The 23,126-nt window shown below is 74.8% G+C and carries 23 protein-coding genes; 10 read left to right on the top strand and 13 right to left on the bottom strand.

The annotated features are described in order from the left end of the window. Positions 1–12: 12 nt before the first annotated feature. Entirely contained in the window at positions 13–1,365 is a 1,353-nt protein-coding gene (locus R4Z62_RS03595; protein WP_355475786.1) for a dipeptidase, read from the bottom strand. A gap of 250 nt (positions 1,366–1,615) precedes the next feature. Between R4Z62_RS03595 and R4Z62_RS03590 the strand changes: the two genes are divergently transcribed. The 3 genes from R4Z62_RS03590 (at position 1,616) to R4Z62_RS03580 (ending at position 4,913) form a co-directional block, all read left to right on the top strand. Beyond that, positions 1,616–2,914: a geranylgeranyl reductase family protein gene (locus tag R4Z62_RS03590; protein ID WP_064531362.1), complete on the top strand. Its 1,299-nt coding sequence runs from the start codon at positions 1,616–1,618 to the stop codon at positions 2,912–2,914. 104 nt (positions 2,915–3,018) lie between these two features. Next, positions 3,019–4,251 (top strand): sensor histidine kinase, encoded by a 1,233-nt coding sequence (locus R4Z62_RS03585; protein WP_491519101.1) that lies wholly within the window; start codon positions 3,019–3,021, stop codon positions 4,249–4,251. Then, positions 4,248–4,913, top strand: a complete 666-nt coding sequence (locus R4Z62_RS03580; protein ID WP_385491451.1) for a response regulator transcription factor — start codon at positions 4,248–4,250, stop codon at positions 4,911–4,913. The genes R4Z62_RS03585 and R4Z62_RS03580 overlap by 4 nt, the downstream gene beginning before the upstream one ends. 43 nt (positions 4,914–4,956) lie before the next feature. Here the strand turns inward: R4Z62_RS03580 and R4Z62_RS03575 are convergent, their stop codons facing one another. Continuing rightward, positions 4,957–5,718, bottom strand: a complete 762-nt coding sequence (locus R4Z62_RS03575; protein ID WP_355475781.1) for a maleylpyruvate isomerase family mycothiol-dependent enzyme — start codon at positions 5,716–5,718, stop codon at positions 4,957–4,959. A gap of 220 nt (positions 5,719–5,938) precedes the next feature. On the opposite strand from R4Z62_RS03575, the gene R4Z62_RS03570 reads away from it, so the two are divergent. Continuing rightward, positions 5,939–8,530, top strand: coding sequence for an ATP-dependent Clp protease ATP-binding subunit (locus R4Z62_RS03570; RefSeq protein ID WP_491519100.1), 2,592 nt, complete (start codon positions 5,939–5,941; stop codon positions 8,528–8,530). 7 nt (positions 8,531–8,537) lie between these two features. On the opposite strand, the gene R4Z62_RS03565 is transcribed toward R4Z62_RS03570, so the two are convergent. From R4Z62_RS03565 to R4Z62_RS03555, 3 genes are all read right to left on the bottom strand, one after another. Continuing rightward, positions 8,538–9,707, bottom strand: coding sequence for an MFS transporter (locus tag R4Z62_RS03565; RefSeq protein WP_355476054.1), 1,170 nt, complete (start codon positions 9,705–9,707; stop codon positions 8,538–8,540). 221 nt (positions 9,708–9,928) lie between these two features. Continuing rightward, entirely contained in the window at positions 9,929–10,501 is a 573-nt protein-coding gene (locus R4Z62_RS03560; RefSeq protein ID WP_237305298.1) for an Rv1733c family protein, read from the bottom strand. A gap of 168 nt (positions 10,502–10,669) precedes the next feature. Further along, positions 10,670–11,530 carry a class I SAM-dependent methyltransferase gene (locus R4Z62_RS03555; protein ID WP_491519099.1) on the bottom strand — a complete coding sequence of 287 codons (861 nt, stop codon included), beginning with the start codon at positions 11,528–11,530 and terminating at the stop codon, positions 10,670–10,672. Positions 11,531–11,736: 206 nt separating this feature from the next. Between R4Z62_RS03555 and R4Z62_RS03550 the strand changes: the two genes are divergently transcribed. Further along, positions 11,737–12,117, top strand: a complete 381-nt coding sequence (locus R4Z62_RS03550; RefSeq protein WP_491519098.1) for a luciferase domain-containing protein — start codon at positions 11,737–11,739, stop codon at positions 12,115–12,117. Positions 12,118–12,268: 151 nt separating this feature from the next. Here the strand turns inward: R4Z62_RS03550 and R4Z62_RS03545 are convergent, their stop codons facing one another. Next, a complete protein-coding gene (locus tag R4Z62_RS03545) occupies positions 12,269–13,048 on the bottom strand; it encodes a DeoR/GlpR family DNA-binding transcription regulator (protein WP_018570954.1) in 780 nt (259 codons plus the stop codon). A 131-nt stretch (positions 13,049–13,179) separates the two neighbouring features. Here R4Z62_RS03545 and R4Z62_RS03540 point away from each other — a divergent pair, with 131 nt between their 5' ends. Beyond that, on the top strand, positions 13,180–14,070 hold the full coding sequence (locus R4Z62_RS03540; protein WP_064531354.1) for an SIS domain-containing protein: 891 nt from the start codon (positions 13,180–13,182) through the stop codon (positions 14,068–14,070). A 161-nt stretch (positions 14,071–14,231) separates the two neighbouring features. Continuing rightward, positions 14,232–15,104, top strand: a complete 873-nt coding sequence (locus R4Z62_RS03535; RefSeq protein ID WP_491519097.1) for a class II fructose-bisphosphate aldolase — start codon at positions 14,232–14,234, stop codon at positions 15,102–15,104. Here the strand turns inward: R4Z62_RS03535 and R4Z62_RS03530 are convergent. Then, positions 15,094–16,227, bottom strand: coding sequence for a methyltransferase (locus tag R4Z62_RS03530; RefSeq protein ID WP_355475770.1), 1,134 nt, complete (start codon positions 16,225–16,227; stop codon positions 15,094–15,096). The two genes, R4Z62_RS03535 and R4Z62_RS03530, sit on opposite strands and share 11 nt — an antisense overlap. A 122-nt stretch (positions 16,228–16,349) precedes the next feature. Between R4Z62_RS03530 and R4Z62_RS03525 the strand changes: the two genes are divergently transcribed. Both R4Z62_RS03525 and R4Z62_RS03520 read left to right on the top strand, forming a co-directional pair. Further along, on the top strand, positions 16,350–17,000 hold the full coding sequence (locus R4Z62_RS03525) for an alpha-ketoglutarate-dependent dioxygenase AlkB (RefSeq protein ID WP_355475768.1): 651 nt from the start codon (positions 16,350–16,352) through the stop codon (positions 16,998–17,000). A gap of 83 nt (positions 17,001–17,083) precedes the next feature. Beyond that, positions 17,084–18,322 carry an ROK family protein gene (locus R4Z62_RS03520; protein WP_491519096.1) on the top strand — a complete coding sequence of 413 codons (1,239 nt, stop codon included), beginning with the start codon at positions 17,084–17,086 and terminating at the stop codon, positions 18,320–18,322. A gap of 27 nt (positions 18,323–18,349) precedes the next feature. Here R4Z62_RS03520 and R4Z62_RS03515 read toward each other — a convergent pair whose 3' ends face one another. The 4 genes from R4Z62_RS03515 to R4Z62_RS03500 all read right to left on the bottom strand — a co-directional run bounded on the left by R4Z62_RS03515 (position 18,350) and on the right by R4Z62_RS03500 (position 20,985). Continuing rightward, positions 18,350–18,736, bottom strand: a complete 387-nt coding sequence (locus tag R4Z62_RS03515) for a tautomerase family protein (protein ID WP_382844295.1) — start codon at positions 18,734–18,736, stop codon at positions 18,350–18,352. A gap of 103 nt (positions 18,737–18,839) precedes the next feature. Further along, positions 18,840–19,772, bottom strand: a complete 933-nt coding sequence (locus R4Z62_RS03510) for a phosphotriesterase family protein (RefSeq protein ID WP_491519095.1) — start codon at positions 19,770–19,772, stop codon at positions 18,840–18,842. Next, positions 19,769–20,380, bottom strand: a complete 612-nt coding sequence (locus tag R4Z62_RS03505; RefSeq protein ID WP_491519094.1) for a DUF4865 family protein — start codon at positions 20,378–20,380, stop codon at positions 19,769–19,771. The genes R4Z62_RS03510 and R4Z62_RS03505 overlap by 4 nt, the downstream gene beginning before the upstream one ends. A gap of 14 nt (positions 20,381–20,394) precedes the next feature. Beyond that, positions 20,395–20,985: a TetR/AcrR family transcriptional regulator gene (locus R4Z62_RS03500; RefSeq protein ID WP_064531346.1), complete on the bottom strand. Its 591-nt coding sequence runs from the start codon at positions 20,983–20,985 to the stop codon at positions 20,395–20,397. A 347-nt stretch (positions 20,986–21,332) separates the two neighbouring features. Between R4Z62_RS03500 and R4Z62_RS03495 the strand changes: the two genes are divergently transcribed. Continuing rightward, complete coding sequence (locus R4Z62_RS03495; protein WP_491521834.1) at positions 21,333–21,644, top strand: SHOCT domain-containing protein; 312 nt, start codon at positions 21,333–21,335, stop codon at positions 21,642–21,644. A 335-nt stretch (positions 21,645–21,979) separates the two neighbouring features. Here R4Z62_RS03495 and R4Z62_RS03490 read toward each other — a convergent pair whose 3' ends face one another. Further along, positions 21,980–22,522, bottom strand: coding sequence for an ATP-binding protein (locus R4Z62_RS03490; protein WP_064531344.1), 543 nt, complete (start codon positions 22,520–22,522; stop codon positions 21,980–21,982). A 216-nt stretch (positions 22,523–22,738) separates the two neighbouring features. Next, positions 22,739–23,080, bottom strand: a complete 342-nt coding sequence (locus R4Z62_RS03485) for a hypothetical protein (protein ID WP_491519093.1) — start codon at positions 23,078–23,080, stop codon at positions 22,739–22,741. Positions 23,081–23,126 lie beyond the last annotated feature (46 nt).

Below are 23,126 nucleotides of genomic sequence, written 5' to 3'. Positions count from 1 at the left end.
CGTGCGTGCGGGTCAGCCCGCGTAGTTGCGCAGGAACAGCGCCTCGGCGACCGACAGCCGCTCCAGTTCCTCGGGCGAGACGCTCTCGTTCACCGCGTGGATCTGCGCCTCGGGCTCGCTCAGGCCGATGAGCAGGATCTCGGCCTGCGGGTAGAGCGCGGCCAGGGTGTTGCACAGCGGGATCGAGCCGCCCTGTCCGGCGTACTGGAGCTCCTCGCCGGGGTAGGCGACCGCCATGGCGTCGGCCATCGCCTGGTACGCCGGGCTCGCGGTGTCGGCGCGGAAGGGCTGGCCCTGGCCGATCTGCTCGGTGCGCACCCGGGCGCCCCACGGCGTGTGCGCCTCCAGGTGGGCCTGGAGCAGCTCGGTGGCCTTGGCGGCGTCGACGCCCGGCGGCACCCGCAGGCTCACCAGCGCGCGGGCACCCGCCTGCACGGACGGCGTGGCGCCGACGACGGGCGGGCAGTCGATGCCGAGGACGGTGACGGCCGGGCGGGCCCAGACGCGGTCGGCGACCGCGCCCGAACCGATCAGCTCCACCCCGTCCAGCACCTTGGCGTCCTTGCGGAACTGCTCGTCCTCGTACGCCAGCCCGTCCCACACCGCGTCGGCGGCGAGACCGTCGACGGTCGTCGAACCGTCCTCGGCGCGCAGCGAGTCCAGGACGCGGATCAGCGCGGCGAGCGCGTCGGGCGCGGCGCCGCCGAACTGGCCGGAGTGCAGATTGCCCTCCAGGGTGTCCACCTGGACGCGGACCAGGGTCATCCCGCGCAGCGTGCTGGTCACGGTCGGCAGGCCGACGCGGAAGTTGCCGGTGTCGCCGATCACGATGGTGTCGGCCGCCAGCAGCTCGGGGTGCTCCTCGGCGTAGCGCTCCAGGCCGCCGGTGCCCTGCTCCTCCGAACCCTCCGCGATCACCTTGACGTTGACCGGTATGCCGCCGTTCGCCTTCAGGGCGCGCAGCGCGAGCAGGTGCATGATCACCCCGCCCTTGCAGTCGGCCGCGCCGCGCCCGTACCAGCGGCCGTCACGGTCGGTCAGCTCGAAGGGGGGCGTGGTCCAGGCGGCCTCGTCCAGCGGCGGCTGCACGTCGTAGTGGGCGTACAGCAGCACCGTCCGCGCGCCCTCGGGGCCGGGCAGGTAGCCGTACACCGACTGGGTGCCGTCCGGGGTGTCGAGCAGCGCCACGTCCGTGAAGCCCTCGGCGCGCAGCGCGTCGGCGATCCAGTTCGCCGCGCCCTCGCTCTCGCTCCTCGGATACTGGTCGAAGTCCGCCACCGACTTGAAGGCCACCAGTTCGGCCAGCTCCGCCCTGGCCCCGGGCAGCAGGGAGGCGACGGTCTCGGCGACCGGATGCGACGACATGGGCACGCTCCTTGTGGGTGCGACGTTGCACTCGTGAGCACCTCTGCGGCGCTCTGTGAGCACTTCTGTGTCTTCGGTGATCGTGTCGGTGCGGGCGCGTCCGTGTGGGCGGACGTGTCCGCTGCCGATCCTCCCACAGCGGACCTGGGGGAAAGCGGCCGTAGGATGCGGGGGACAGATGGGGTGCCCCTGCTCGGGCGGAGCCGAGAGCCGGGGGAGGCAGTCGGTTGATGTGGAGCGGTAGACCATCGTGAGCAGCGAGAACTCTTCGGCGGACGACGTGCAGCAGGTGTGGGACGTCGTCGTGGTGGGCGCGGGACCCGCGGGGGCCTCGGCCGCCTACGCGGCGGCGGTCGCGGGGCGGCGCGTCCTGTTGCTGGAGAAGGCCGACCTGCCACGGTACAAAACCTGCGGCGGCGGGATCATCGGTCCCTCGCGCGACTCGCTGCCGCCCGGGTTCGACCTGCCGCTCCAGGACCGGGTGCACGCCGTGACGTTCTCCCACAACGGCCGCTTCACCCGCACCCGGCGCTCCCGGCAGATGCTGTTCGGGCTGATCAACCGGCCCGAGTTCGATCAGCAGCTCGTCGAGCACGCGCAGAAGGCGGGCGCCGAGCTGCGCACCGGCGCCACCGTGACCCGGGTGGAGCAGCACGGCTCGGCCGTGCCGGACCGGCGGACGGTCGCCGTGGTGCTCCAGGGCGGCGAGACCGTGCTCGCCCGCGCGGTGGTCGGCGCCGACGGCAGCGCCAGCCGCATAGGCGCCCATGTCGGGGTCAAGCTCGACCAGGTCGACCTCGGCCTGGAGGCGGAGATCCCGGTGCCCGAGACCGTCGCCGACGACTGGCGCGGCCGGGTCCTCATCGACTGGGGCCCGATGCCGGGCAGTTACGGCTGGGTCTTCCCCAAGGGCGACACGCTCACCGTCGGTGTGATCTCGGCGCGCGGCGAGGGGGCCGCGACCAAGCGGTACCTGGAGGACTTCGTCGCCCGGCTGGGACTGGCCGGTTTCGAGCCGAGCATCTCCTCCGGCCATCTGACCCGCTGCCGCGCCGACGACTCGCCGCTCTCGCGCGGGCGGGTGCTGGTCTGCGGCGACGCGGCGGGCATGCTGGAGCCGTGGACGCGTGAGGGCATCTCCTTCGCGCTCAGGTCCGGGCGGCTGGCGGGCGAGTGGGCGGTCCGGATCGCCGAGGCGCACGACGCGGTGGACGCGCGCCGCCAGGCCCTGAACTACGCCTTCGCCATCAAGGCCGGGCTCGGGGTCGAGATGGCCGTCGGCAAGCGGATGCTGGCGGTCTTCGAGCGCCGCCCCGGCCTCTTCCACGCCGCCCTGACCGGCTTCCGCCCGGCCTGGAAGGCGTTCAAGGACATCACCCAGGGCTCCACGACACTGGGTGAGCTGGTCCGCAACCACCCCTTGGCCCAGCGCGCCCTGAGCATGATGGACCGGCGCCAGCCGGCCGCACCCGCGCCCGCCCCCGCCGAGACCGACACCGGCGCCGAGACGGAGCACGCGGCCGGCACCCGGGAGGCGGACGGTTCCTGAGCGCGGGGGCGGCCCCCTGGGCACCGGCGTACTTCCCCGGGAGTACGGGTGATCACCTCGCCGGGGTGACGTGCCCGGGGGCCGCGACGTCTAGCGTGGCCGGCATGGAAGAGCAGCGCGTACGCGGGGGCGGTCCACCGTGGGGACGGTGGCACGGGCCCGCGGGAGAGCGCGGCGCCGACGGCCGGGAGCGGGCCGGGACCCGCTGGCCGTGGCCCTCCACCGTGCTCGTCACGGCCGTCGTCCTCGCCGGCACCCGCTTCTCGGCCCGCGGGCAGAGCCACCGCGAGGCGCTGGACGCGTACGCGTACGCGCTGCTGGCGGTCGCCGCCGGGCTGCTGCTCTGGCGCACCCGGCGGCCCGCGTTCGTCGTGTACGCCACGGCGGCGGTCACCCTGGCCTACCTCGCGGCCGGATACCCCTACGGTCCCGTGTTCCTGACCGTCGCCGTCAGCTGCTTCAGCGCCGTCGTCGCCGGGCGGCGCCGGGCCGCCTGGACCTCCGTGGGGCTGCTGTGGGCGGGGCACGCGCTGATCGCGCTCTGGCTCTACCGCCTGCTGCCGCCGCCCGGCGACTCCGCCTCCGGCTGGGGACAGCAACTGGTCGTCGCCACTTGGGTGGTGGCCGTCGTCGCGGTCTCCGAACTGGCCCGCGTCCGGCACGAGCAGTGGGCGCGCGAGCGCGCGGAACGCGCCCAGGCCGCCCGGCGCCGCGCCGACGAGGAACGGCTGCGCATCGCCCGCGAACTGCACGACGTGCTCGCCCACAGCATCTCCGTCATCAACGTCCAGGCGGGCGTCGGCCTCGCCCTGCTGGACACCGACCCGGAGCTGGCCCGCACCGCGCTCACCACCATCAAGGCCGCCAGCAAGGAGGCGCTGGGCGAGGTCCGCCAGGTGCTCGGCACGCTGCGCACCCCGGGGGAGGCGCCGCGCGCGCCCGCGCCCGGCCTCGACCGGCTGCCCGAACTGGCCGACCAGGTGGCGCACGCCGGGCTCACGGTCCAGATCGAGGGCACTCCGCCCCCGCTGCCGCCCGGCACCGCTCTCGCCGCCTTCCGGATCGTCCAGGAGGCCCTGACCAACGTCGTACGGCACAGCGGTTCCCGGCACGCGCGCGTGCGTCTCGCGCACGGCGGCGGCACCCTGCGGCTGCGTATCGACGACGACGGACCGGCGACCGGCGCGGCGGCGGGCGGCAGCGGCAACGGGCTGGCCGGGATGCGTGAGCGGGCCGCCGCGCTCGGTGGGACCATCGAGGCGGGTCCGCGCCCCGGCGGCGGCTGGCGGGTGCTGGCCGAACTGCCCCTGACGGCCACCGAGGAGGACGACCGGTGATCCGCGTACTGCTCGCCGACGACCAGTCGCTGGTGCGGGCCGGGTTCCGGGCGCTGCTCGACGCCCAGCCGGACATCGAGGTCGCCGGGGAGGCCACCGACGGTGAGGAGGCCCTGCGCCTGGCGCGGGACGTGCGCCCCGACGTCGTCCTGATGGACATCCGCATGCCCGTCCTGGACGGCCTGGCGGCGACCCGCCGCATCACCGGCGCCCCGGAGCTCGGGGACGTCAAGGTGGTCATGCTCACCACCTTCGAGCTGGACGAGTACGTCTTCGAGGCGATCCGCTCGGGCGCCTCCGGCTTCCTCGTCAAGGACACCGAACCCGAGGAACTGCTGCGCGCGGTGCGGGCGGTGGTCGACGGCGACGCCCTGCTGTCCCCGGGCGTCACCCGCCGCCTCATCGCCGAGTTCGCCGCCCGCTCCAAGGAACCGGCCGCCGCCGACGCCCTGGCCCGGCTCACCGACCGCGAGCGCGAGGTGATGGCCCTGGTCGGCATCGGCCTGTCCAACGCGGAGATCGCCCGCCGCCTGGTGGTCAGCCCGCTCACCGCCAAGACCCACGTCAGCCGCACCATGGTGAAGCTCGGCGCCCGCGACCGCGCCCAACTCGTCGTCCTCGCCTACGAGTCGGGCCTGGTCCGGCCGGGCTGGCTGGGCTGATCCGGCCCGGCCGGTCCGGCCCGCGCCCGCCCGGCCCCGCTGCTCAGCCGATCCCCGAGGTCTCCCGCCACAGCGCGGCCAGCGCGGGATCACCCGTCACCCGCGGCACGGGCACCCGGTTCCACAGCGCCAGGTACAACTGGTCCGCGGGACCGGAGACTTCGGCCTCGGCGTCCGCGCCAGCGCCCGGCTCGGTGACCGGCGGCCCCTCCGACAGCCGTACGGTCCACACCGCGGCGTCCGCACCGGACCCGGCCGGATCGGTGGCGCGCACCCGCAGCACACGCGGCCGGGGCGTACGGACCCGGCTCCGGGAGCGGGCGTGGAAGCCGCGCAGCAGCTCGTCGATGCCGTCGACGGCGAACTCGGCGCCGACCGGGGACGGCAGGCCGCCGCGCGCCGCCTCGGCGTCGAAGCGGTGCACCGCCGTCTCGTGCGCCTGCCGGCGGGTCCAGAAGGCCTGCGCGGACGGCACCGCCAGGGGCGCCGAGTGGAACGTCCAGCACTCCACGTCCTCCGGCGCGCCGGCCAGCACCGCCACGAGGCCGCGATGGCTGTCGCGGTACCACTCCACCAGCGCGGCGCCGTCGAGAGCGGGCGGCTCGTCCAGGGGGCGCGGCGCGGTGTGCGCGTCCGCGACGAGACCGGCCGCCCACCGGTGCACCGCCCCGGTGTGCAGCAGCAGGTCCCGCACCCGCCAGCCCGGACACGTCGGCACCGCGGCACCGGTCCCGGCCTCCTCGGCGGCGGCGGCCAGCAGCCGGCCCTCGCGGTCCAGCGCGTCGAGATACCCGGCGGTCTTCATGGCGGGAAGTGTGCCGCACGGCGTGCGCCCCTGGCGAGCGCCCGGGGGCGTGCGGGCCGTGCGGGCGGGAGGCGTCCCGGTGCGGCCGCCGCCCGCAGCGGGTCGCGGCGATCCCCCAGCACCCCGCTACGACACTGGGTCGGCGTATGCCGCGTTGCGGTGGGCCGAATGGTGGGTTGGTCTTGAAGGGTCTCATTTCCCCACGCTGCGGACGGCGATCATGACGATGTCCCCCTTCGGCGCCTCGTTCGGCGGCCCGGACCCGTTCTCCGAGATCCTCAACCGCTTCTTCGGCATGACACCGGGCGCCTCGCCGCCCCAGGTGCAGCGGGTGCCGATCGGACGGCTGCTCACCGAGTCCGCCCAGGACCTGATCAACCGCGCCACCGGCAAGGCGGCCGAGGACGGCAGCTCCGACCTGGACACCGAGCACCTGCTGTGGGCCTGCACCCAGGTGGAGCCCGCCCGCGGCCTGCTCGCCCAGGCGGGCGCCGACCCCGACCGGCTCGCCGCCGACCTCGCGCGGGCACTGCCCGCCGAGAGCGGCACCCCCTCGGCCGAGCCGGGCCTGACCCCGGCCGCCAAGCGGGTGCTGCTGCGCGCCTACGAGCACTCCCGGGCGGCCGGTGTCTCCTACATCGGCCCGGAGCACATCCTCGGCGCCCTGCTGGACACCCCGGGCGCGGCACCGACCAAGATCCTGGGCGCCCACGGCATCGACACCGAGCAGCTGCGCCGCGGCGCGGAGAGCGTCGCCCGCTCCGAGGCCGGGCCCGGCGGCGCCGAGCCGCCGAGCGACACGCCGACCCTCGACCAGTACGGCCGCGACCTGACCGAGGAGGCCCGCGCCGGAAAGCTGGACCCGGTGGTGGGCCGGGCTGAGGAGATCGAGCAGACCGTGGAGATCCTCTCCCGCCGCTCGAAGAACAACCCTGTGCTGATCGGCGAACCGGGCGTCGGCAAGACCGCGATCGTGGAGGGCCTGGCCCAGCGGATCATCGCCGGGGACGTGCCCAAGACCCTGGAGAACAAGCGGGTCGTCGCCCTCGACCTGACGGGACTCGTCGCCGGCGCCCAGTACCGTGGCCAGTTCGAGGAGCGGCTGAAGAACGTCATCGACGAGGTCAAGGCGGCCTCCGAGTCGACGATCCTGTTCCTGGACGAACTGCACACCGTGGTCGGCGCGGGCGCCACCGGCGAGGGCTCGATGGACGCCGGGAACATCCTCAAACCCGCCCTCGCCCGCGGTGAACTGCACGTCGTCGGCGCCACCACCCTCACCGAGTACCGCAAGTACGTGGAGAAGGACGCCGCCCTGGAGCGCCGCTTCCAGCCGGTCATGGTGCCAGAGCCCAGCGTCGAGGAGACCGTGCAGATCCTGGAGGGCCTGCGCGACTCCTACGAGGCCCACCACCAGGTCCGCTACACCGACGACGCGCTGGCCGCCGCCGCCGAGCTGTCCGACCGGTACGTCACCGACCGGTTCCTGCCCGACAAGGCCATCGACCTGCTCGACCAGGCCGGCGCGCGGGTGCGGCTGCGCTCGATGGGCCGGTCCACCGAGGTCGCCGAGCGCGAGGACCGGCTGGCCAAGCTGCGCCGCGAGAAGGACCAGGCCGTGGCCGGGGAGGACTTCGAGCGCGCCTCCGAGCTGAAGGACCGCATCACCGACGTGGAGACCGAGCTGGAAGGGCTCGCCGAGCGGCGCGAGGGCGTGCTGGAGGTGACCGTCGCCGACATCGCCGACGTACTGTCCCGGCGCACCGGCATCCCCGTCGCCCAGCTCACCGAGAGCGAGAAGGAAAGGCTGCTGAAGCTGGAGGACGCCCTGCACTCGCGCGTCGTCGGGCAGGACGAGGCGGTCACCGCGGTCGCCCAGGCGGTGCGCCGCAGCCGGGCCGGCATGGGCGATCCCAACCGGCCCGTCGGCTCGTTCCTCTTCCTCGGACCGACCGGCGTCGGCAAGACCGAACTGGCCAAGGCGCTCGCCGAGCTGCTGTTCGGCGACGAGAACCGCATGGTCCGCTTCGACATGAGCGAGTTCCAGGAGAAGCACACCGTCTCCCGGCTCGTCGGGGCCCCGCCCGGCTATGTCGGCCACGAGGAGGCGGGCCAGCTCACCGAGAAGGTCCGCCGCCAGCCCTACAGCGTGCTGCTCTTCGACGAGGTCGAGAAGGCCCACCCGGACGTCTTCAACACCCTGCTCCAGGTGCTGGACGACGGACGGCTCACCGACGCGCAGGGCCGCACCGTCGACTTCCGCAACACCGTGGTCATCATGACCTCGAACATCGGCGCCCAGCGGATCCTCGCCCACCACGGCGACGTCGCCGCCATCAAGGACCAGCTGATGGAGGACCTGCGCGGCAGGTTCCTGCCCGAGTTCCTCAACCGCATCGACGACATCATCATCTTCCACGGCCTGGGCGAGGCGGAGCTGAACCAGATCGTCGATCTGCTGCTGGACAACAGCCGCCGTCGCGTCCGCGCCCAGGGCATGGAACTGGAGGTCACCGACGCGGCGAAGAAGCTGCTGGTCGCCCACGGCCACCAGCCCGAGTTCGGCGCCCGCCCGCTGCGCCGCACCCTCCAGGCCGAGCTGGACAACCGCATCGCCTCCCTGCTGCTGAGCGACTCGGCCGACCCCGGTGACACGATCGTCGCCGACGTCGAGAACGACGCCCTGGTGTGCCGGGTCGAGCGTCCGGCGCCGTCCGACGCCAAGGTCTACGAGAACGCCGAGAACGCCGGGGCCGCGGGGGACGGGGCGAAGGCGCAGGGGGAGGCGGGGGGCCCGGAAGCGGCCTCCTGAGCGCCGTTCACTCGTACGCCGTCCGTCGCGTCGCGAACCCGATCGCGGCGGCGACGGCGGCCAGTACGGCGACGCTGGCCAGCGCGGCCCGCAGGGACAGCCAGCCGGCCATGAACCCGATGGCCGGGGGTCCCATGAGCATGCCGCCGTACCCGAGCGTGGAGGCGGTCGCGACACCGTTCGGACCGGCCAGCGCGCCCGCTCGCTCCACGGCGACCGGGAAGAGGTTGGCGAGCCCCAGGCCGGTCACGGCGAAGCCGAGCAGGGCCACCCACACGGCGGGCGCGAGGCAGCCGAGGAGCATGCCGGCCGCGGCGACGCAGCCGCCGCCCACGATGACGCGGGTGCGGCCGAGCCGTTCGAGCAGCGTGGTGCCGGACAGCCGTCCCACGGTCATCGCGAGCGCGAAGCACGAGTAGCCCACCGCCGCGACGCCCGGCGAGGCGTGCAGGTCCTGGGTGAAGTGCAGGGCGCCCCAGTCGGCCATGGCCCCCTCGCCGTAGGCCGTGCACAGGGCGATGAGCCCGAGGACCAGGACGACCCCGCGGGTGCGGCCGCCTTGCCGGTGCCCGTCGCGGCGGTCCCGGCGGGTCCTGCCGCCGTCGGCGGGCGCGGGGGAGTCCAGCCGCAGCAGCGTCCGCCCGGCGACGGCCGTGACGAGCAGACCGGTCACGGTGAGCGCCAGCAGATGGCGGGTGGGGGACAGGAGCCCGGCGACGAGCCCGCCGAGGCCCGCCCCCACCATGCCGCCGAGGCTGAAGGCGGCGTGGAAGGTCGGCATGACCGGACGCCGCAGCGCCGCCACCAGGTCGACGGCCGCGCTGTTGAAGGCGACGTTGATGCCGCCGTAGGCGGCGCCGAACACCAGCAGGACGGCGCCCAGCGCGAGGGCGGAGTGGGTGAGCGGCGGCAGGGCCACGCTGAGCGAGAGCAACACCGCGCAGACGACCGTGACCAGGTGGCTCCCGTAGCGGCGGCACAGCCGGCCGGTGAGGGTCATCGTGACGACGGCACCGGCGGAGACCCCGAGGAGCGCGAGCCCGAGGGCTCCGGTGGAGGAGTGCGTCTGCTCCTTGATGGCCGGGATGCGCACCACCCAGCCGGCGAAGACGAAGCCGTCGAGGGCGAAGAAGGCGGTGAGGGCGATCCGGAGGCGGACGAGCGGGCGGTCCGGCACGACGTTGTGCGGACGGACTTTGTTTATCAGCGGCACAAAACCAGGCTAGAAGGGCGCCGGGAACGGGGCAAGGGGTGGAGCGCGCGCTCCATGGCCGCCATGGCCGGATTCTCCGCAGGTCAGGCTCTTGACGGCGGCTACGGCGGCTACGGCGGCTACGGCGGCTACGGCGGGGCGGTTGCGGGGGCTACGGCGGGAGCCTTGCCGCCGCCCTTCGGCCGTCAGCCCGTCATACGGCCCCAGCGGGCGTCCATCCGGGCCCACTCCTCGGCCCACTGGGCGTCGCGGCGGTGGTCGAGCCGATTCTGCGCGAGCTTGGCGCCGCCGACGACGAAGCCCACGGTGGCCGTCCCGGCCCACAGGCCGCCCAGGACCGCCTGGAAGGCGGTGTCGGCGGCGGAGGCGGGCGGGGAGGTCAGGGCGCCGCGGCCGTTCGTCCAGACGGTGAGGCGGGATCCGGCGGCCACACCGGACGGGACCCGGGTCCGGCCCGTGTGGACCGAGCCGTCCGGATCGGTCCAGCGGACCGTCCCCCACACCAGCGCGCCCCCGGCCGGCCGGGCGGCGCTCCGGGACCCGCCCTCGGCGAGGACGGCGGACACCGGGTGGCTCTGCGCACGGGCACGCTGCGCGTTCTGCTGCATCACGCCCGCCGTCAGCAGCCCGGCCACCAGGGCGCCCACCACGGCGAGGACCCATGCGGCGGCCAGGATCCACGCCTCGACGACATCGCTGGTCCGCCTGAGCGGATTGCGCTGCCAGCGCCACAGCCACATTCCCGCACGACGTGCCATTGCCGACACCCCCTCGTGCCAGACCGACGGGCCTCACTGCCAGTGTGCCTCCATGGGCGGCCGGAGGCTCCTGTGCGCGGGGAGGCGGCGGGGACTGCCCGGGGCCGGGGGCTCCACGGGGGCCGGAGGCAGTCCGCGTGCACGCGGAGCTTCCGGACCCGGCCGTCCTCACACCGAGGCGACCAGCAGCTCCTCCGCCGGTTCGGGCCGCAGCCCGTCCGCGCGGCCGTCGAAGTAGCGCCGCGCCAGGTCGTCCGCGGACACATGGCGGACCTCCGTGAACCCCGCCGCGCGGGCGAGGTCCAGCATCTCCCGTGGGGAGAAGAAGCTGAGGAACGGTGTCCCGGACGCCCGCGCCATGCGCGTCGTGTTCTCCAGCAGGGCGCGCGTGCGCGGTTCCAGGAGCTCGGCGGGCTGCATGAACGTCATGGCCAGCGTGGAACCGGGCGCGAGCGCCGCCACCTGGCGCAGGGTGCCGGTGATCGCCTCCAGGGTGAGGTACATGCTCACGCCGGTGCAGGCCACCACCGCGGGGCGCCCCGCGTCGAAGCCAGCCGCGACCAGCTCCTTCCACCAGGACCCGCCCGCCTCGAAGTCCACGGGGACCAGCCGCAGGCCCTCCGGGACGCCCAGGCCGAGGTCCGCGAGGCGCTGCCGCTTCCACGCCTGCGGTCCGGGCCGGTCCACCTCGAACACCCGCAGCCCGGCGGCGACCTCCTCGGGGCGGCGCTGCGCGAAGGTGTCCAGTCCGGCGCCCAGGACGACGTACTGCGCGACGCCCCGGGCGGCCTCGGCCGTCACCAGGTCCTCGACGAAGCGGGCGCGGGCCACGACACCCGCCCGGAAGGTCCGCGTCCCCTCGGGGTCCATGTCCGGGCGGCGGAGCCAGTCGTCGCCGGACGCCGCCAGCCGCAGGCCGACCTCGTCCTCGAAGACGTACGGCGGTGGATCGGCCCGCAGATGCAGCGCCCGCCACAGGGCGACCCGCACCGCGGTGTGGTCCGCCTGCTCCACCCGGCTGTCCTCCATGCGTCCACCACTCCTTCGCGACGGGGCGGGGGACGGGCGTCCCCCTGGGACAAGGGTGGTACGCCGGCGCGGCGATCAGTACGCCATCGGTGCGCCATTCGCCGTACCTCAGCCGAACGGGTGAAGCCCGGACGGTTTCGGACACGGATCGGTTAAGGCTTGCTCACGCACCGGTTGCCGCGCGGTGAGCGCGTCATGATGGGACCATGACGCTCGCCACGCGTGCACTCGCCCAACTGGCCACCTGGCCCGACCTGATGGAAGCGGCACCGAGCTGTGGCACCGGGCAGGCGCTCAGCTCGGCGCACGGGGAGATCGCCCACTTCCACTCCGACCGCGACGTCGACCTCAAGCTGACCGACCGGGCCATACGGCGGCTCTCGCGCGACCTCAGGCGCTTCGCCGCCGTCCGCGTGGTGCCGGGCTCCTCCTGGGTCACCATCCGTCTCGACGCCTCGGCCGACGTCGATCTCCTCCTGTCCCTCATGAGCGTCGCGCTCAAGGCCGATCAGGGCGGCCTCGGGGAGGGCCGGCCGGTCCCCGTGGGCTGCAACGACGGCCGTGGTGTGGGCTTCCTGCGCACCTGAGGCGGCGCGTCCCCGCGGCGGCCCGGACCTGCGGGGCGCCGCCGCGGGCGGTCCCGGCGCGATGAGCGCCGGCGCCCCCGCGCTCCGGGGTACCGCCGCCGCCCCGGATGCCGCGGGCGGCAGGGGAGCCGTCCCGGCCGGGACGGGCCGTTCAGACCGTGAGGACCCGGACCCCGGCCTCCTCGAACCACCGCACCGTCTCCCCGTCCACCGCCGCGTCCGTGACCAGGGTGTCCACCGACTCCGCCGGGCAGATCCGGGCGAAGGCGCGACGGCCCAGCTTGCTGGAGTCCGCCGCGACGACGACGCGTTCGGCGCGCTCGCACAGCAGGCGGTTGATGGCGGCCTCCGCCTCGTCGTGGGCCGCCGCGCCGTGCGCGACGTCGAAGGCGACCACCCCGAGGACCGCCACGTCCAGGGTGATCTGCCCGAGCACCCCGTCCGCCAGCGGTCCGATCAGCTCGTACGACTGCGGCCGCGCGACCCCGCCGGTGACCACGATCTTGAACTGGGGCCGTACGGCCAGCTCGTTGGCGATGTTGAGCGCGTTGGTCACCACGGTCAGGGCGGGCGTGCCCGAGCCCAGGTCACCGCGGACGGCGAGCGCGCGGGCCACCTCGGTGGTCGTGGTGCCGCCGGTCAGGCCCACCGCCTCGCCGGGCGCGACCAGGGCGGCCACGGCCTGGGCGATCCGCTGCTTCTCCGAGGCGCGGCGGGCCGTCTTGTAGCGCAGCGGCAGCTCGTAGGAGACGCCGTGCACGACGGCGCCGCCCCGGGTGCGCACCAGCATCTGCTGCTCGGCGAGCTGGTCGAAGTCGCGCCGGATGGTCGCGGCCGACACCTCCAGCCGGGACGCCGCCTCCTCGACCTCCAGCCGGCCGCGCTCCACGAGCAGCTCCAGCAGCGCCTTCCAGCGGGCGTCCCGAGACATCGGCGGCCTCCGTTCCTGCTCCTGCGTCCTCCGTGACCCTAGCGCACTTCGCGCACCGGTAGATGCTTGATTGTGCTCGAAACTGCGCTGTATCTTGCAAGAACAATCAGATGACCCCGGGAGGGTGTGCCATGAGCCATGTCGAGGACGAGCTGACCAGCCAGCCGGAGTGCTGGACCCGAGCGGCGGCCGACGCCGCGGGACACGGCGGGGCGCTGCCCGCGCCGGGGGAGCGGGTCGCGATCGTCGGCTGCGGCACCTCGTACTTCATGGCGCAGTCCGCCGCCGCGCTGCGCGAGGGCGCGGGCCAGGGCGAGACCGACGCCTTCGCCGCGTCCGAGTTCCCGCACGGCCGGTCCTACGACCGGGTCATCGCCCTGACCCGGTCCGGCACCACCACCGAGGTGCTCGACCTGCTGGCCCGGTCGAAGGGCACCACCCGCACCACGGCCATCACCGCGGACCCCGCCACGCCGGTGATGACGGCCGCCGACGACGTCGTCGTCCTCGACTACGCCGACGAACGCTCCGTCGTGCAGACCCGGTTCGCCACCACCGCGCTCACCCTGCTGCGCGCCCACTTCGGCCTGCACACCGACGCCGTCGTCGCCGACGCCCGCACCGCGCTCGCCGAGCCGCTGCCCGAAGGACTCGTCGACTGCACGCAGTTCACCTTCCTCGGCCGCGGCTGGAGCGTGGGCCTCGCCAACGAGGCCGGCCTCAAGATGCGCGAGGCGTCCCTGTCCTGGACCGAGGCGTACCCGGCGATGGAGTACCGCCATGGCCCGATCAGCGTCACCACGGCGGGCACCGCCACCTGGGCGCTCGACGAGGCGCCCGAGGGGCTCGCCGAGCAGGTGGCCGGCACCGGCGCGCTGTGGATCCAGGGCACCCTCGACCCGCTGGCCGAACTCGTCCGCGCCCAGCGTCTCGCGGTCGCCGTCGCCGCCTCCCGCGGCCTCGACCCCGACCAGCCGCGCCACCTGACCCGCTCGGTGATCCTCACCCCGGACCCGGCCTGACCGCACCCGATCCGGCCGACCGCACCCGATCCGGCCCGACCGCACCCGATCCGGCCCGACCTCATCCGATCCGGTCCGACCGGATCCGACCGCTTCAGAACAGGTCAGACCGGGTCGGACCGGTCGGCCCACCCCCGCTCCGCCCCCGAAAGGAACAGGCCGTGCCGCTTGCAGCCACCGGTGAGCTGGTCGGCAGCGCCGCCGCCGCGCGCTCCGCCGTCGTCGCCTTCAACGTCATCACCCTGGAACACATCGAGGCCGTCGTCGCCGGCGCCGAGGCGGCCGGCGCGCCCGTCCTCCTCCAGGTCAGCGAGAACGCGGTCAGGTTCCGCCACGGACGGCTGCTGCCGCTCGCCCGCGCCGCCACCGCCGCCGCCGAACAGGCCGCCGTACCCGTCGCGCTGCACCTCGACCATGTGCAGAGCGACGACCTGCTGCGGCAGGCGGCCGACGCGGGCTTCAGCTCCGTGATGTACGACGCCGCCCGGCTGCCCTACGCGGAGAACCTCGCCGCCACCCGGGCCGCCGCCGAATGGGCGCACGCCCAGGGCCTGTGGATCGAGGCCGAGCTGGGCCAGGTCGGCGGCAAGGACGGCAAGCCGCCGCTGGACGCCCACGCGCCCGGCGCCCGCACCGACCCCGGCGAGGCGCGCGCCTTCGTCGCCGACTCCGGGGTGGACGCCCTGGCCGTGGCCATCGGCAACTCGCACGCCATGACCGAGCGCACCGCCGCCCTCGACCACGACCTCGTCAAGCGGCTGGCCGACGCGCTGGACGTACCGCTCGTCCTGCACGGCTCCTCCGGCGTGCCCGACGCCGAACTGACGGCGGCCGTCGCCGGCGGCCTCGCCAAGGTCAACGTCGGCACCGCCCTGAACATCGCCATGACCGACGCGATCCGCGCCCACCTCACCGCGCACCCCGAGGCGGTCGACTCCCGCAAGTACCTCGGCGTCGGCCGCGAGGCGATGGCACAGGAGGTGGAACGGCTCATCCGCGTGATCGGCGCCCGCGCCGCCGCGCCTACCGCCTGACGGCGGACAGCACCACGAACTTCGGGTTGCCGGCCACCAGCCGGCAGTTCCCGAACAGCCGGCGCAGCTTCACGTGGTGGCCCAGGTGCCGGTTGCCGACCACCCACAGCGCACCACCGGGGCGCAGCGCCCGCCGCGCCCCGGTGAACATCCGCCACGCCGTCGCGTCCGTCGTCGCCTGGTGCGAGTGGAACGGCGGATTGTTCAGCACCAGGTCCACGCTGCCCGACGGCACCCCGTCCAGGCCGTCCCCGACCCGGAACTCGGCGTGCCCCGGCACGCCGTTCGCCCGGTACGTCGCCTCCGCCGAGGCCACCGCCTGGAACGACTCGTCCGTGAACAGCACCTCCGCCTGCGGGTTCGCCAGCGCCAGCGCCGTCCCCACCACGCCGTTGCCGCAGCCCAGGTCCACCACCCGCTGTGCGCCCCGCCCGTCCGGCAGGTGCTCCAGGAGGAAGCGGGTGCCGATGTCCAGGCGGTCCGCGCAGAACACCCCCGCGTGGTTCACGACCCGCCGCCCCGCCACCGCGCCCGTCCCCTCTGGCAGCGCGTACGCGTACGGCCACGGGTTCGCGGGCCGCTCCAGGGCCGGGTCCGGGGTGCACAGGATCAGCCGCGCCTTGCGCTCGGCCAGCGAGGTCCGGGTGGGCCCGAGCACCCGCTCGAACAGCGCCAGCGTCGAGGTGTGGATCTCCTTGACCATGCCGGTGCCGACGACGACCGTGTCCGCGTGCACCGAGGGCGCCAGCCGCAGCAGCTGGTCCTCCAGCAGGGCGAGGCTCTTGGGCACCCGCACCAGCAGGACGTCGATCCGCTCGGGCGGCGCGTCCTGGGTGGTCAGCAGCCGGACCGCACCCGTCTCCGCACCGTTGCGGGCGAGGTTGCGGCGGGTCGCCTCCTGCCCGAGGAACGAGTCGGTGATCTGCACCGGCCGGTGCGCCGCCAGCGCCGTGGCCAGCGCGCCCCACCGGTCCCCGAGCACCACCACCGTCCCGGACGGGCCGGGTGTCCGCTCGGCGAGGTGCCGCAGCAGATATTCGTCGGAGGCGTCCCAGGCACGCAGCCGGTCGCGGGGGTCCTCGGGGTGGCGGGCCAGCGTCAGCTCGCCCCAGGGAGTCGTCATACGGTCGTTCATCGTCCGTCCAGGCTAGGCCCTGGCGTCAAATCGCCGTCCGGTCCGGCCGTCCCGCGGCGCCGGGACCCGCCCGCTCCGCGGCGCACCTTCGCCGGGGGCAGGATGGGACCATGGACGCCGAGCTGTTCCCGCGCTCCCGCAGAGAGATCGCGCCGGGCGCCGTGCACATACCGGACTGGCTGGACGCGGCCCGCCAGCGCGACCTGCTCACCGCCTGCCGGGAGTGGGCCCGCCCGCCGGCCGGACTGCGCAGGGTGCGCACCCCCGGCGGTCACGCCATGTCCGCCCGGCAGGTCTGCCTCGGCCTGCACTGGTACCCGTACGGCTACGCCCCCACCGCCGTCGACGGCGACGGCGCCCCCGTCAAACCGTTCCCGGACTGGCTGGGCGCACTGGGCCGGGAGGCGGTGACCCGGGCGCTCGGCGCGGAGGCCGCCGCCGGGGCCGCGTACGACATCGCGCTCATCAACTTCTACGACGCCGACGCCCGCATGGGCATGCACCGCGACAGCGACGAGCACTCCACCGCGCCCGTCGTGTCCCTGAGCCTCGGCGACACCTGTGTGTTCCGCTTCGGCAACACCGCCACCCGCGCCCGCCCCTACACGGACGTGGAACTGCGCAGCGGCGACCTGTTCGTCTTCGGCGGCCCGGCCCGGCTCGCGTACCACGGCGTACCCCGGATCCACCCGGGCACCGCGCCGCCCGAGTCGGGCCTGGACGGGCGGCTGAACATCACCCTCCGGGTGAGCGGGCGGTAGGCCGGGCCCCACCCGGCCGCCGGGCCGGGACCCCGCGCGGGCGGCAGGCCGGCGCCCGCACGGATCATGGGAGACTCGCCCTCATGAGCGGCAAGGCGGACCCCCGGGCGGCGGGGGAAGGGACCACCTCGAGGACGCGGCTTGACCGGGGGCGCGGCGCGCTCGGACCCGCGCTGGAGCTGGTGCACACCGGACGCGCCCCCACCCGCGCCGTGCTCACCGCCGAACTCGGGGTGACCCGCGCGACCGCGGGCGCGGTGGCCGCCGAGCTGGAGGCCCTGGGCCTGATCAGGGTGGACGCGCGGCCGGGCGCGGCGGCCGGATCGCAGGGCCGCCCCTCGCACCGGCTCGCGGTCGCCGAGGACGGCCCCGTCGCCCTGGCCGCGCAGGTGCACGCCGACGGCTTCCGCGCCGCCCTGGTCGGTCTCGGCGGCCGGATCGTCGCGACCGCACCGGGCTGCGAGACCGTCGACGCCGACCCGGCCAAGGTGCTCGGCTCGGTCGTGGAGGCGGGCGCCGAACTGCTGCGCAGCACCGGGCGCCGCTGCGTCGGCGCCGGTCTCGCCGTACCCTCCGCCGTCGCCGAACCGGACGGCCTGGCCCTCAACCCGCTGCACCTCGCCTGGCCCGCGGGCGCGCCCGTGCGGCGGATCTTCGCCGAGTGCGTGCGCGCGGCCGGGATCACCGGACCGGCCTTCGCCGCGAACGACGTCAACCTCGCCGCGCTCGCCGAGCACCGGCACGGCGCCGGACGCGGCGCCCGGGACCTGCTGTGCGTGGCCACCGGACACCGGGGCGTGGGCGGCGCGCTGGTCCTGGACGGGCGGCTGCACACCGGCAGTTCGGGGCTGGCGCTGGAGGTCGGCCACCTCACGGTCAACCCCGAGGGCCGGCCCTGCCACTGCGGCGGCCGCGGCTGCCTGGACGTGGAAGCCGACCCGCTGGCCTTCCTCACCGCCGCGGGCCGGGCGCCCGGCCCCGAGGTGTCCCTGCTGAAGCAGGCCGAGGACCTGATCCGCGGCCGCTACGACGACCCGGCCGTCCGCGCCGCCGCCGAGGCCCTCATCGACCGGCTCGGCCTCGGACTCGCGGGCCTGGTGAACATCCTCAACCCGGACCGGATCATCCTCGGCGGGCTGCACCGCGCCCTGCTCGACGCCGATCCCGGACGGCTGCGCGCGGTCGTCGCGGACCGCAGCCTGTGGGGGCAGAGCGGCGGCGTGCCCATCCTGCCCTGCACGCTGAGCCACAACAGCCTGGTCGGCGCGGCCGAACTCGCCTGGCAGCCGGTCCTGGACGACCCGCTCGGGGCCCTCACCTGACCGGCCGACGGCACCCTCGGCACCCGGTCAGGAGCCGAGGTACTGCGCCTCACCATGGCCCAGCGACCAGTCGGCCGGGCCGTTCTCGGTGAGGGTGACGAAGACGTTGCGGGGCTCCGTACCGGCGTACGCGTGGGCGAGTTCGGCGATGCGCGCGTACAGCGCCCGCTTGCGCCCGTCGCTCCGGCCCGCGCGCAGGGTGACCGCCACGTAGACGATGCCCTCGTCCCGGCGGATTCCCAGGTAGTCCCCGTGCCGGAGGGTGCCGCGCGCGCCGTCGTGGGCGGTCAGTATCTGGAAATGGTCGTCGGGCGGGATGCCGAGCGTCTCGACCAGGGCCTCGTGCACGGCACGGCCGAGCGCGTCCAGCCGGCCGGGGCCGGTGTCCATGGCGTCGATCCGGACGAAGGGCACGGCCGGGGCTCCTCTCGTGTCCTGGTGTTCCCTGTGCTCTGTCGTGCTGGGCTGTGCTGCGCTGGGCCGTGCTGTGCTGCGCCGTGCTGGGCAGGGCCCGCGGTCAGGGCCACTCGACGGCGAACGCTCTGGCGGGGTTGTCCCGCAGGACGCGGTCCGTCAGCTCCTCGCCGAGACCGGCCGCCAGGCGCGGGCGAACGCGGCGCAACAGGTACGGCATCCCGGGACCGCCGTTCACCGACCGGGCCCCCGCGGTCACGGTGTCGCCGCCGAGCAGCAGTTGTGCGCCGAACCCCGCGTCGGCCAGCGCCCGCACGGCCTCGGGCATGTGCCAGTCGGTGGCGTGATGGGCGCGGGAGGGGCCGTCGAAGGCGAGCCAGCAGCCGGTCCGCGCCGCCTGCACGTGCAGGACCGGGTCGGGGAACCGGTTGAGGTGCCCGAGGACCACCCGGTGGGGCGGCACCTCCAGCGTTCCGCAGAGCAGCTCCAGGACGTCCGGCGCGGCCGTGCCCTGCTCCAGGTGGACGGCGACCGGCGCGCCCGTGGCGTGATGGGCCTCGGCCGCGGCGGTCATCGTCCAGCGGGCGTGCGCGTCCAGGGCGTGGAAGCCGCCGGCGACCTTGACGAGACCGGCCCGGACGCCCGAGGTGCCGATGCCGTCGGTCAGTTCGCCGACGAAGACCTCGGCGAGGCGGCCGCGCAGAGCGGCGAGTGTCTCCTCGGCGTAGTGGCCGGCCTGGTGCAGTCCCGTCGCGCACACCACGTGCACGCCGGCCGCCCGGGACACGCCCGGCAGTTCGGCGGCCCGGCGCCCCATCCCGTACGGCGTCCACTGCACGACGGCCTCCCCGCCCGCCGCGCGGAACGCGCCCAGTTCGGCGCGCGCCGCCGGTACGTCGTCCAGTTCCTGCCCGGCCAGCAGGGGGCTGCGCAGGAAGAGGTGGTCGTGTGCGTCGGTCACCCCGAGCCTGTCCGGAGGGATGTCACCGAGCACGGTGCGGACGGCGGCGTGGACGGCGGCGTGGACGGCGGTCACCACTGCCGTCCGGGCGTCAGCGCCTTGCGTCCGGGCTGGGACAGGTGCAGGACCTGGAACACCTCGCCGCCGCCACCGGGCGCGGCGGACGCCGCGGAGACGGCGGCCTCGCGGCGCGACCAGAGCGAGAAGCGCACCAGTTCCCAGCGGCTCGTGTCCACCCCGGCCGCCACGAGGACCGCCCCGTCCCGGTCCGCCGACCGCCGCGTCCCGTCCACCGCCTCCTCGGCGAACTCGGCCAGTGCCACCCCCTCGGGCACCGGAGTGCGCTGCCGCACCGCGAAGGCGGCCGCCGTGTCCGCCGCCCGGCCCTCCTCGTACGCCAGCCCCGTCCACTGCCGCACCACCGGCCTGCCGAAGTCGCCGACCAGCCCCTGGAAGGGACCGCCGAACAGGAAGGAGTTCATCCCCTCGACGGTGTGCCACAGATAGAACGGCCCGTACTGGTTGACCGGCGAGCCGTCCACGCCGCGTTCGCGCATCAGATACGCCTTGAGACCGAGCCCGGCCCAGTCGTCGAGCAGATGCCCGAGCCGAGCCACCCGGTCCCGGATGACAGCCATGTCGTAGTCGGCGGGCAGGGTCATCTCGTACTGCATCGCGTGCATGTGAAGATCCTTCCTCAGGCCGTCTCGGCGGGGCGGCGCGGGGCGAGCAGGGCGAGGAGTCCGCGGACCCCCGCGTCGAAGGCGCCGGGGGAGCCGGAGGCGCGGGCCAGGACGTATCCGCCCTGCACCGTCGCGAGGATCGCCGCGGCGGTCTCCTCCCCGTCGAGCGAGGCCGGGAACTCCCCCTCCTCCTTGCCCTCCTCGACGATCCCGGCGAGCCGTTCCCGGACGGCGTCCAGCGTCTCGTCGACCGGTGCGCGCAGCTCGTCGCTGGCGACGATGTCCGGATCCATCGTCAGCCGCCCCACCGGGCAGCCGCGCAGCACGTCCCGCTCGCGCCGCAGATAGCCCTCGATGCGCTCGTACGGCGTCCCCGGCCCGGTCAGCACCGCCTCCACCTCGGCGCGCAGTTCCTCCGCGGTGCGCCTGATCGCCGCCAGCGCGAGGTCGGGCTTGCCCTTGAAGTGGTGGTACATGCTTCCCTGCCCGGCCCCCGCACGCTCCAGGATCGCCCGCGGGCTGGTCCCGACGTATCCGCGCTCCCACAGCAACTCACGCGTGGACCGGATCAGTCGCTCCTCTGTGCTCATGCGACCACTGTACATACTAGTAGTTACAAAACCAAGATCAGGAAGGAACCGGGAGCGGGGGACCGGGGGAGCGGACGGGCTATGTCAGGGGAGTGGAGCGTCACCGGTCGGGAGGAGTCCGTTCCGGCCGGTGCGACTCCTTCCCCGGTCCGCGGCGACACCGCGGGGGTGTGGACGCCTGTGCACGAAGGGTATGTACCACAAGGTACATACGGCCCGCGTCCGCGCCGTACCCCGTTCCGTACTCCCCACGAGGTACGCACACTGCCGCTGGCCGTACGACGACCCGGGGCCCTCCCGGGGGCATGGTCGAGGCAGTACGGGAGAACCTCCGAGGGAGATGAACTCAGATGCAGACCCATATGCAGGCCATGGCGGACTGGGGCGGCGGGCCCGGACCGTGGATCCTTCTCTTCCCGCTGATCTGGGCGGCTGTGATCGTCGGCGTGGTCACCGTCCTGCGCCGGACCGGGCTCGGCGGACGGATCGGGCCCTGGCGCGGACCGGTGGCCGGATCGGGGCGCGGGCCGGCCGCCCGGCCCGCGGGCGACTCGCCGCTGGGCGTGCTCGGCCGCCGCTTCGCCTCCGGCGAGATCGACGAGGAGGAGTACTGGCGCCGGATGTCCGTGCTGGAGGAGCACTTCGGCCGCCTCGACAAGGCCGGGGCCCGGTGACCGGCACGGCGGTCACCGCCTGCGGGGCGCGGGCCCGCCGCGCGCGGTCGTCCTCCGGACGGCCACCCTCCGGCCGGGTGTGAGCCTGACGGCGGCGGCCGGGGTCGGCGCGCCCGCGAGGCCGCACCGGGCCCGGTGACCACCGGCCTGTACCCGCCGGACGTCACCGTGGCACCGGCGCGGGTACCGACACCGACACCGACACGCGCGCCGTCCGGCGCGCCCACGCCCCGCCGGCCCCCGAGTGCGTGGGGGACCGGCGGGGCAGCGGGGCAGGTCACGTGACCGGGCGCCGTCTCCGGCGCGGTCACGAGGTCGCCGCCGTCACCGCCCGGTCAGCCGGCAACGGCGGACCGAGCGGGAGCGTGCGCGGGGCGCGCGCCGTCGAGTACCGGCTCGACCTCGGTGAACCGGCGCACGGGCTGCTCCCCGCTCGCCAGTCGTGGCACCCGCGCGGGTGTCGTGACCGGTGCGGCCGCCGTGGGCAGGGTGAACCAGACCACCTTGCCCTGCTCGCCGTCCGGGCGCGCACCCCAGCTCTCGCTCATCGCGGCCACCATCGCCAGCCCCCGGCCCTCGGTGGCCAGCGGCGCGATCGCGCCCATGTCCTCCGCCGACGGAAGACGCGGATCGTGGTCGCGTACGGAGACGGTGAGCCGGTCGAGCAGCAACTCCAGCTCGACGGTGCACGACTTGTCGGGCCGGGCGTGCTGGTGGACGTTGGTCAGCAACTCCGTCACACCGAGCGCGGCCCGGTCTATCAGAGGGTCCAGATGCCAGTAGCGCAAGTGCGCCGATACGATTCTGCGGACCTGGCCGATCCGCGACGGCAGGGCTTGGAGCTCCACCGTGCAGTGCCTGCTTGGGTGACTGATCACGGCTGCGACTCCCCGACGTTGAGGTCCGGAAGAACACGACGTTTCGGATGCAGCAGGGCGCCTGCGTGACACTGCCGCCTGCTGTCGTGGCCGGCGGGCTGGTTCGCAGCGTTATCGCCGGTAAACCCAGAGTGACGTGAGACCAGCGTGACGCAAGGGGTTCGGGAGCGCAAGTTCGCGCCAGTTTCGAGCGGGCCCCGGGCCGGGCCGCGGCGTTCAGCCGTCCCGCCCCGCCGCTCTGGCCGCCCCCGCCGCTCTGCGTACGGCCTCGATGAACCGGTGCGCGGTGGGCGGCCCCGGGTCCCCGGGCACGGCGTCGCCCGCGCCGAGCGTGAGCACGTACCGGTGGCCGTTGAGGTCGGCGAGCGCCCGGTCCTCCGGCGCCAGCCAGGGCCGGGACGCGCGCACCGCCCGGATCGGCGCGCTGTCGATCTCACTGCCGTAACTGGTCAGCAGCTCCAGCCGGCCGTCGCTGATCCGGACCCGCCCGGCCCGGGTGAGCGAGCGCAGTCGTCTGGCGATCCGCACGCCCGTGGCCGTGAACTCCGGCTCCGCCATCCCTGACCGCCCCCTCGCACGCGCCGGACCCTGATGACCACCGGGT

It is taken from the genome of Streptomyces sp. PL-25 (assembly GCF_058344915.1).
The sequence above is the reverse complement of the archived record's forward strand: the minus strand, read 5'-3'. Positions and strand labels throughout refer to the sequence as shown.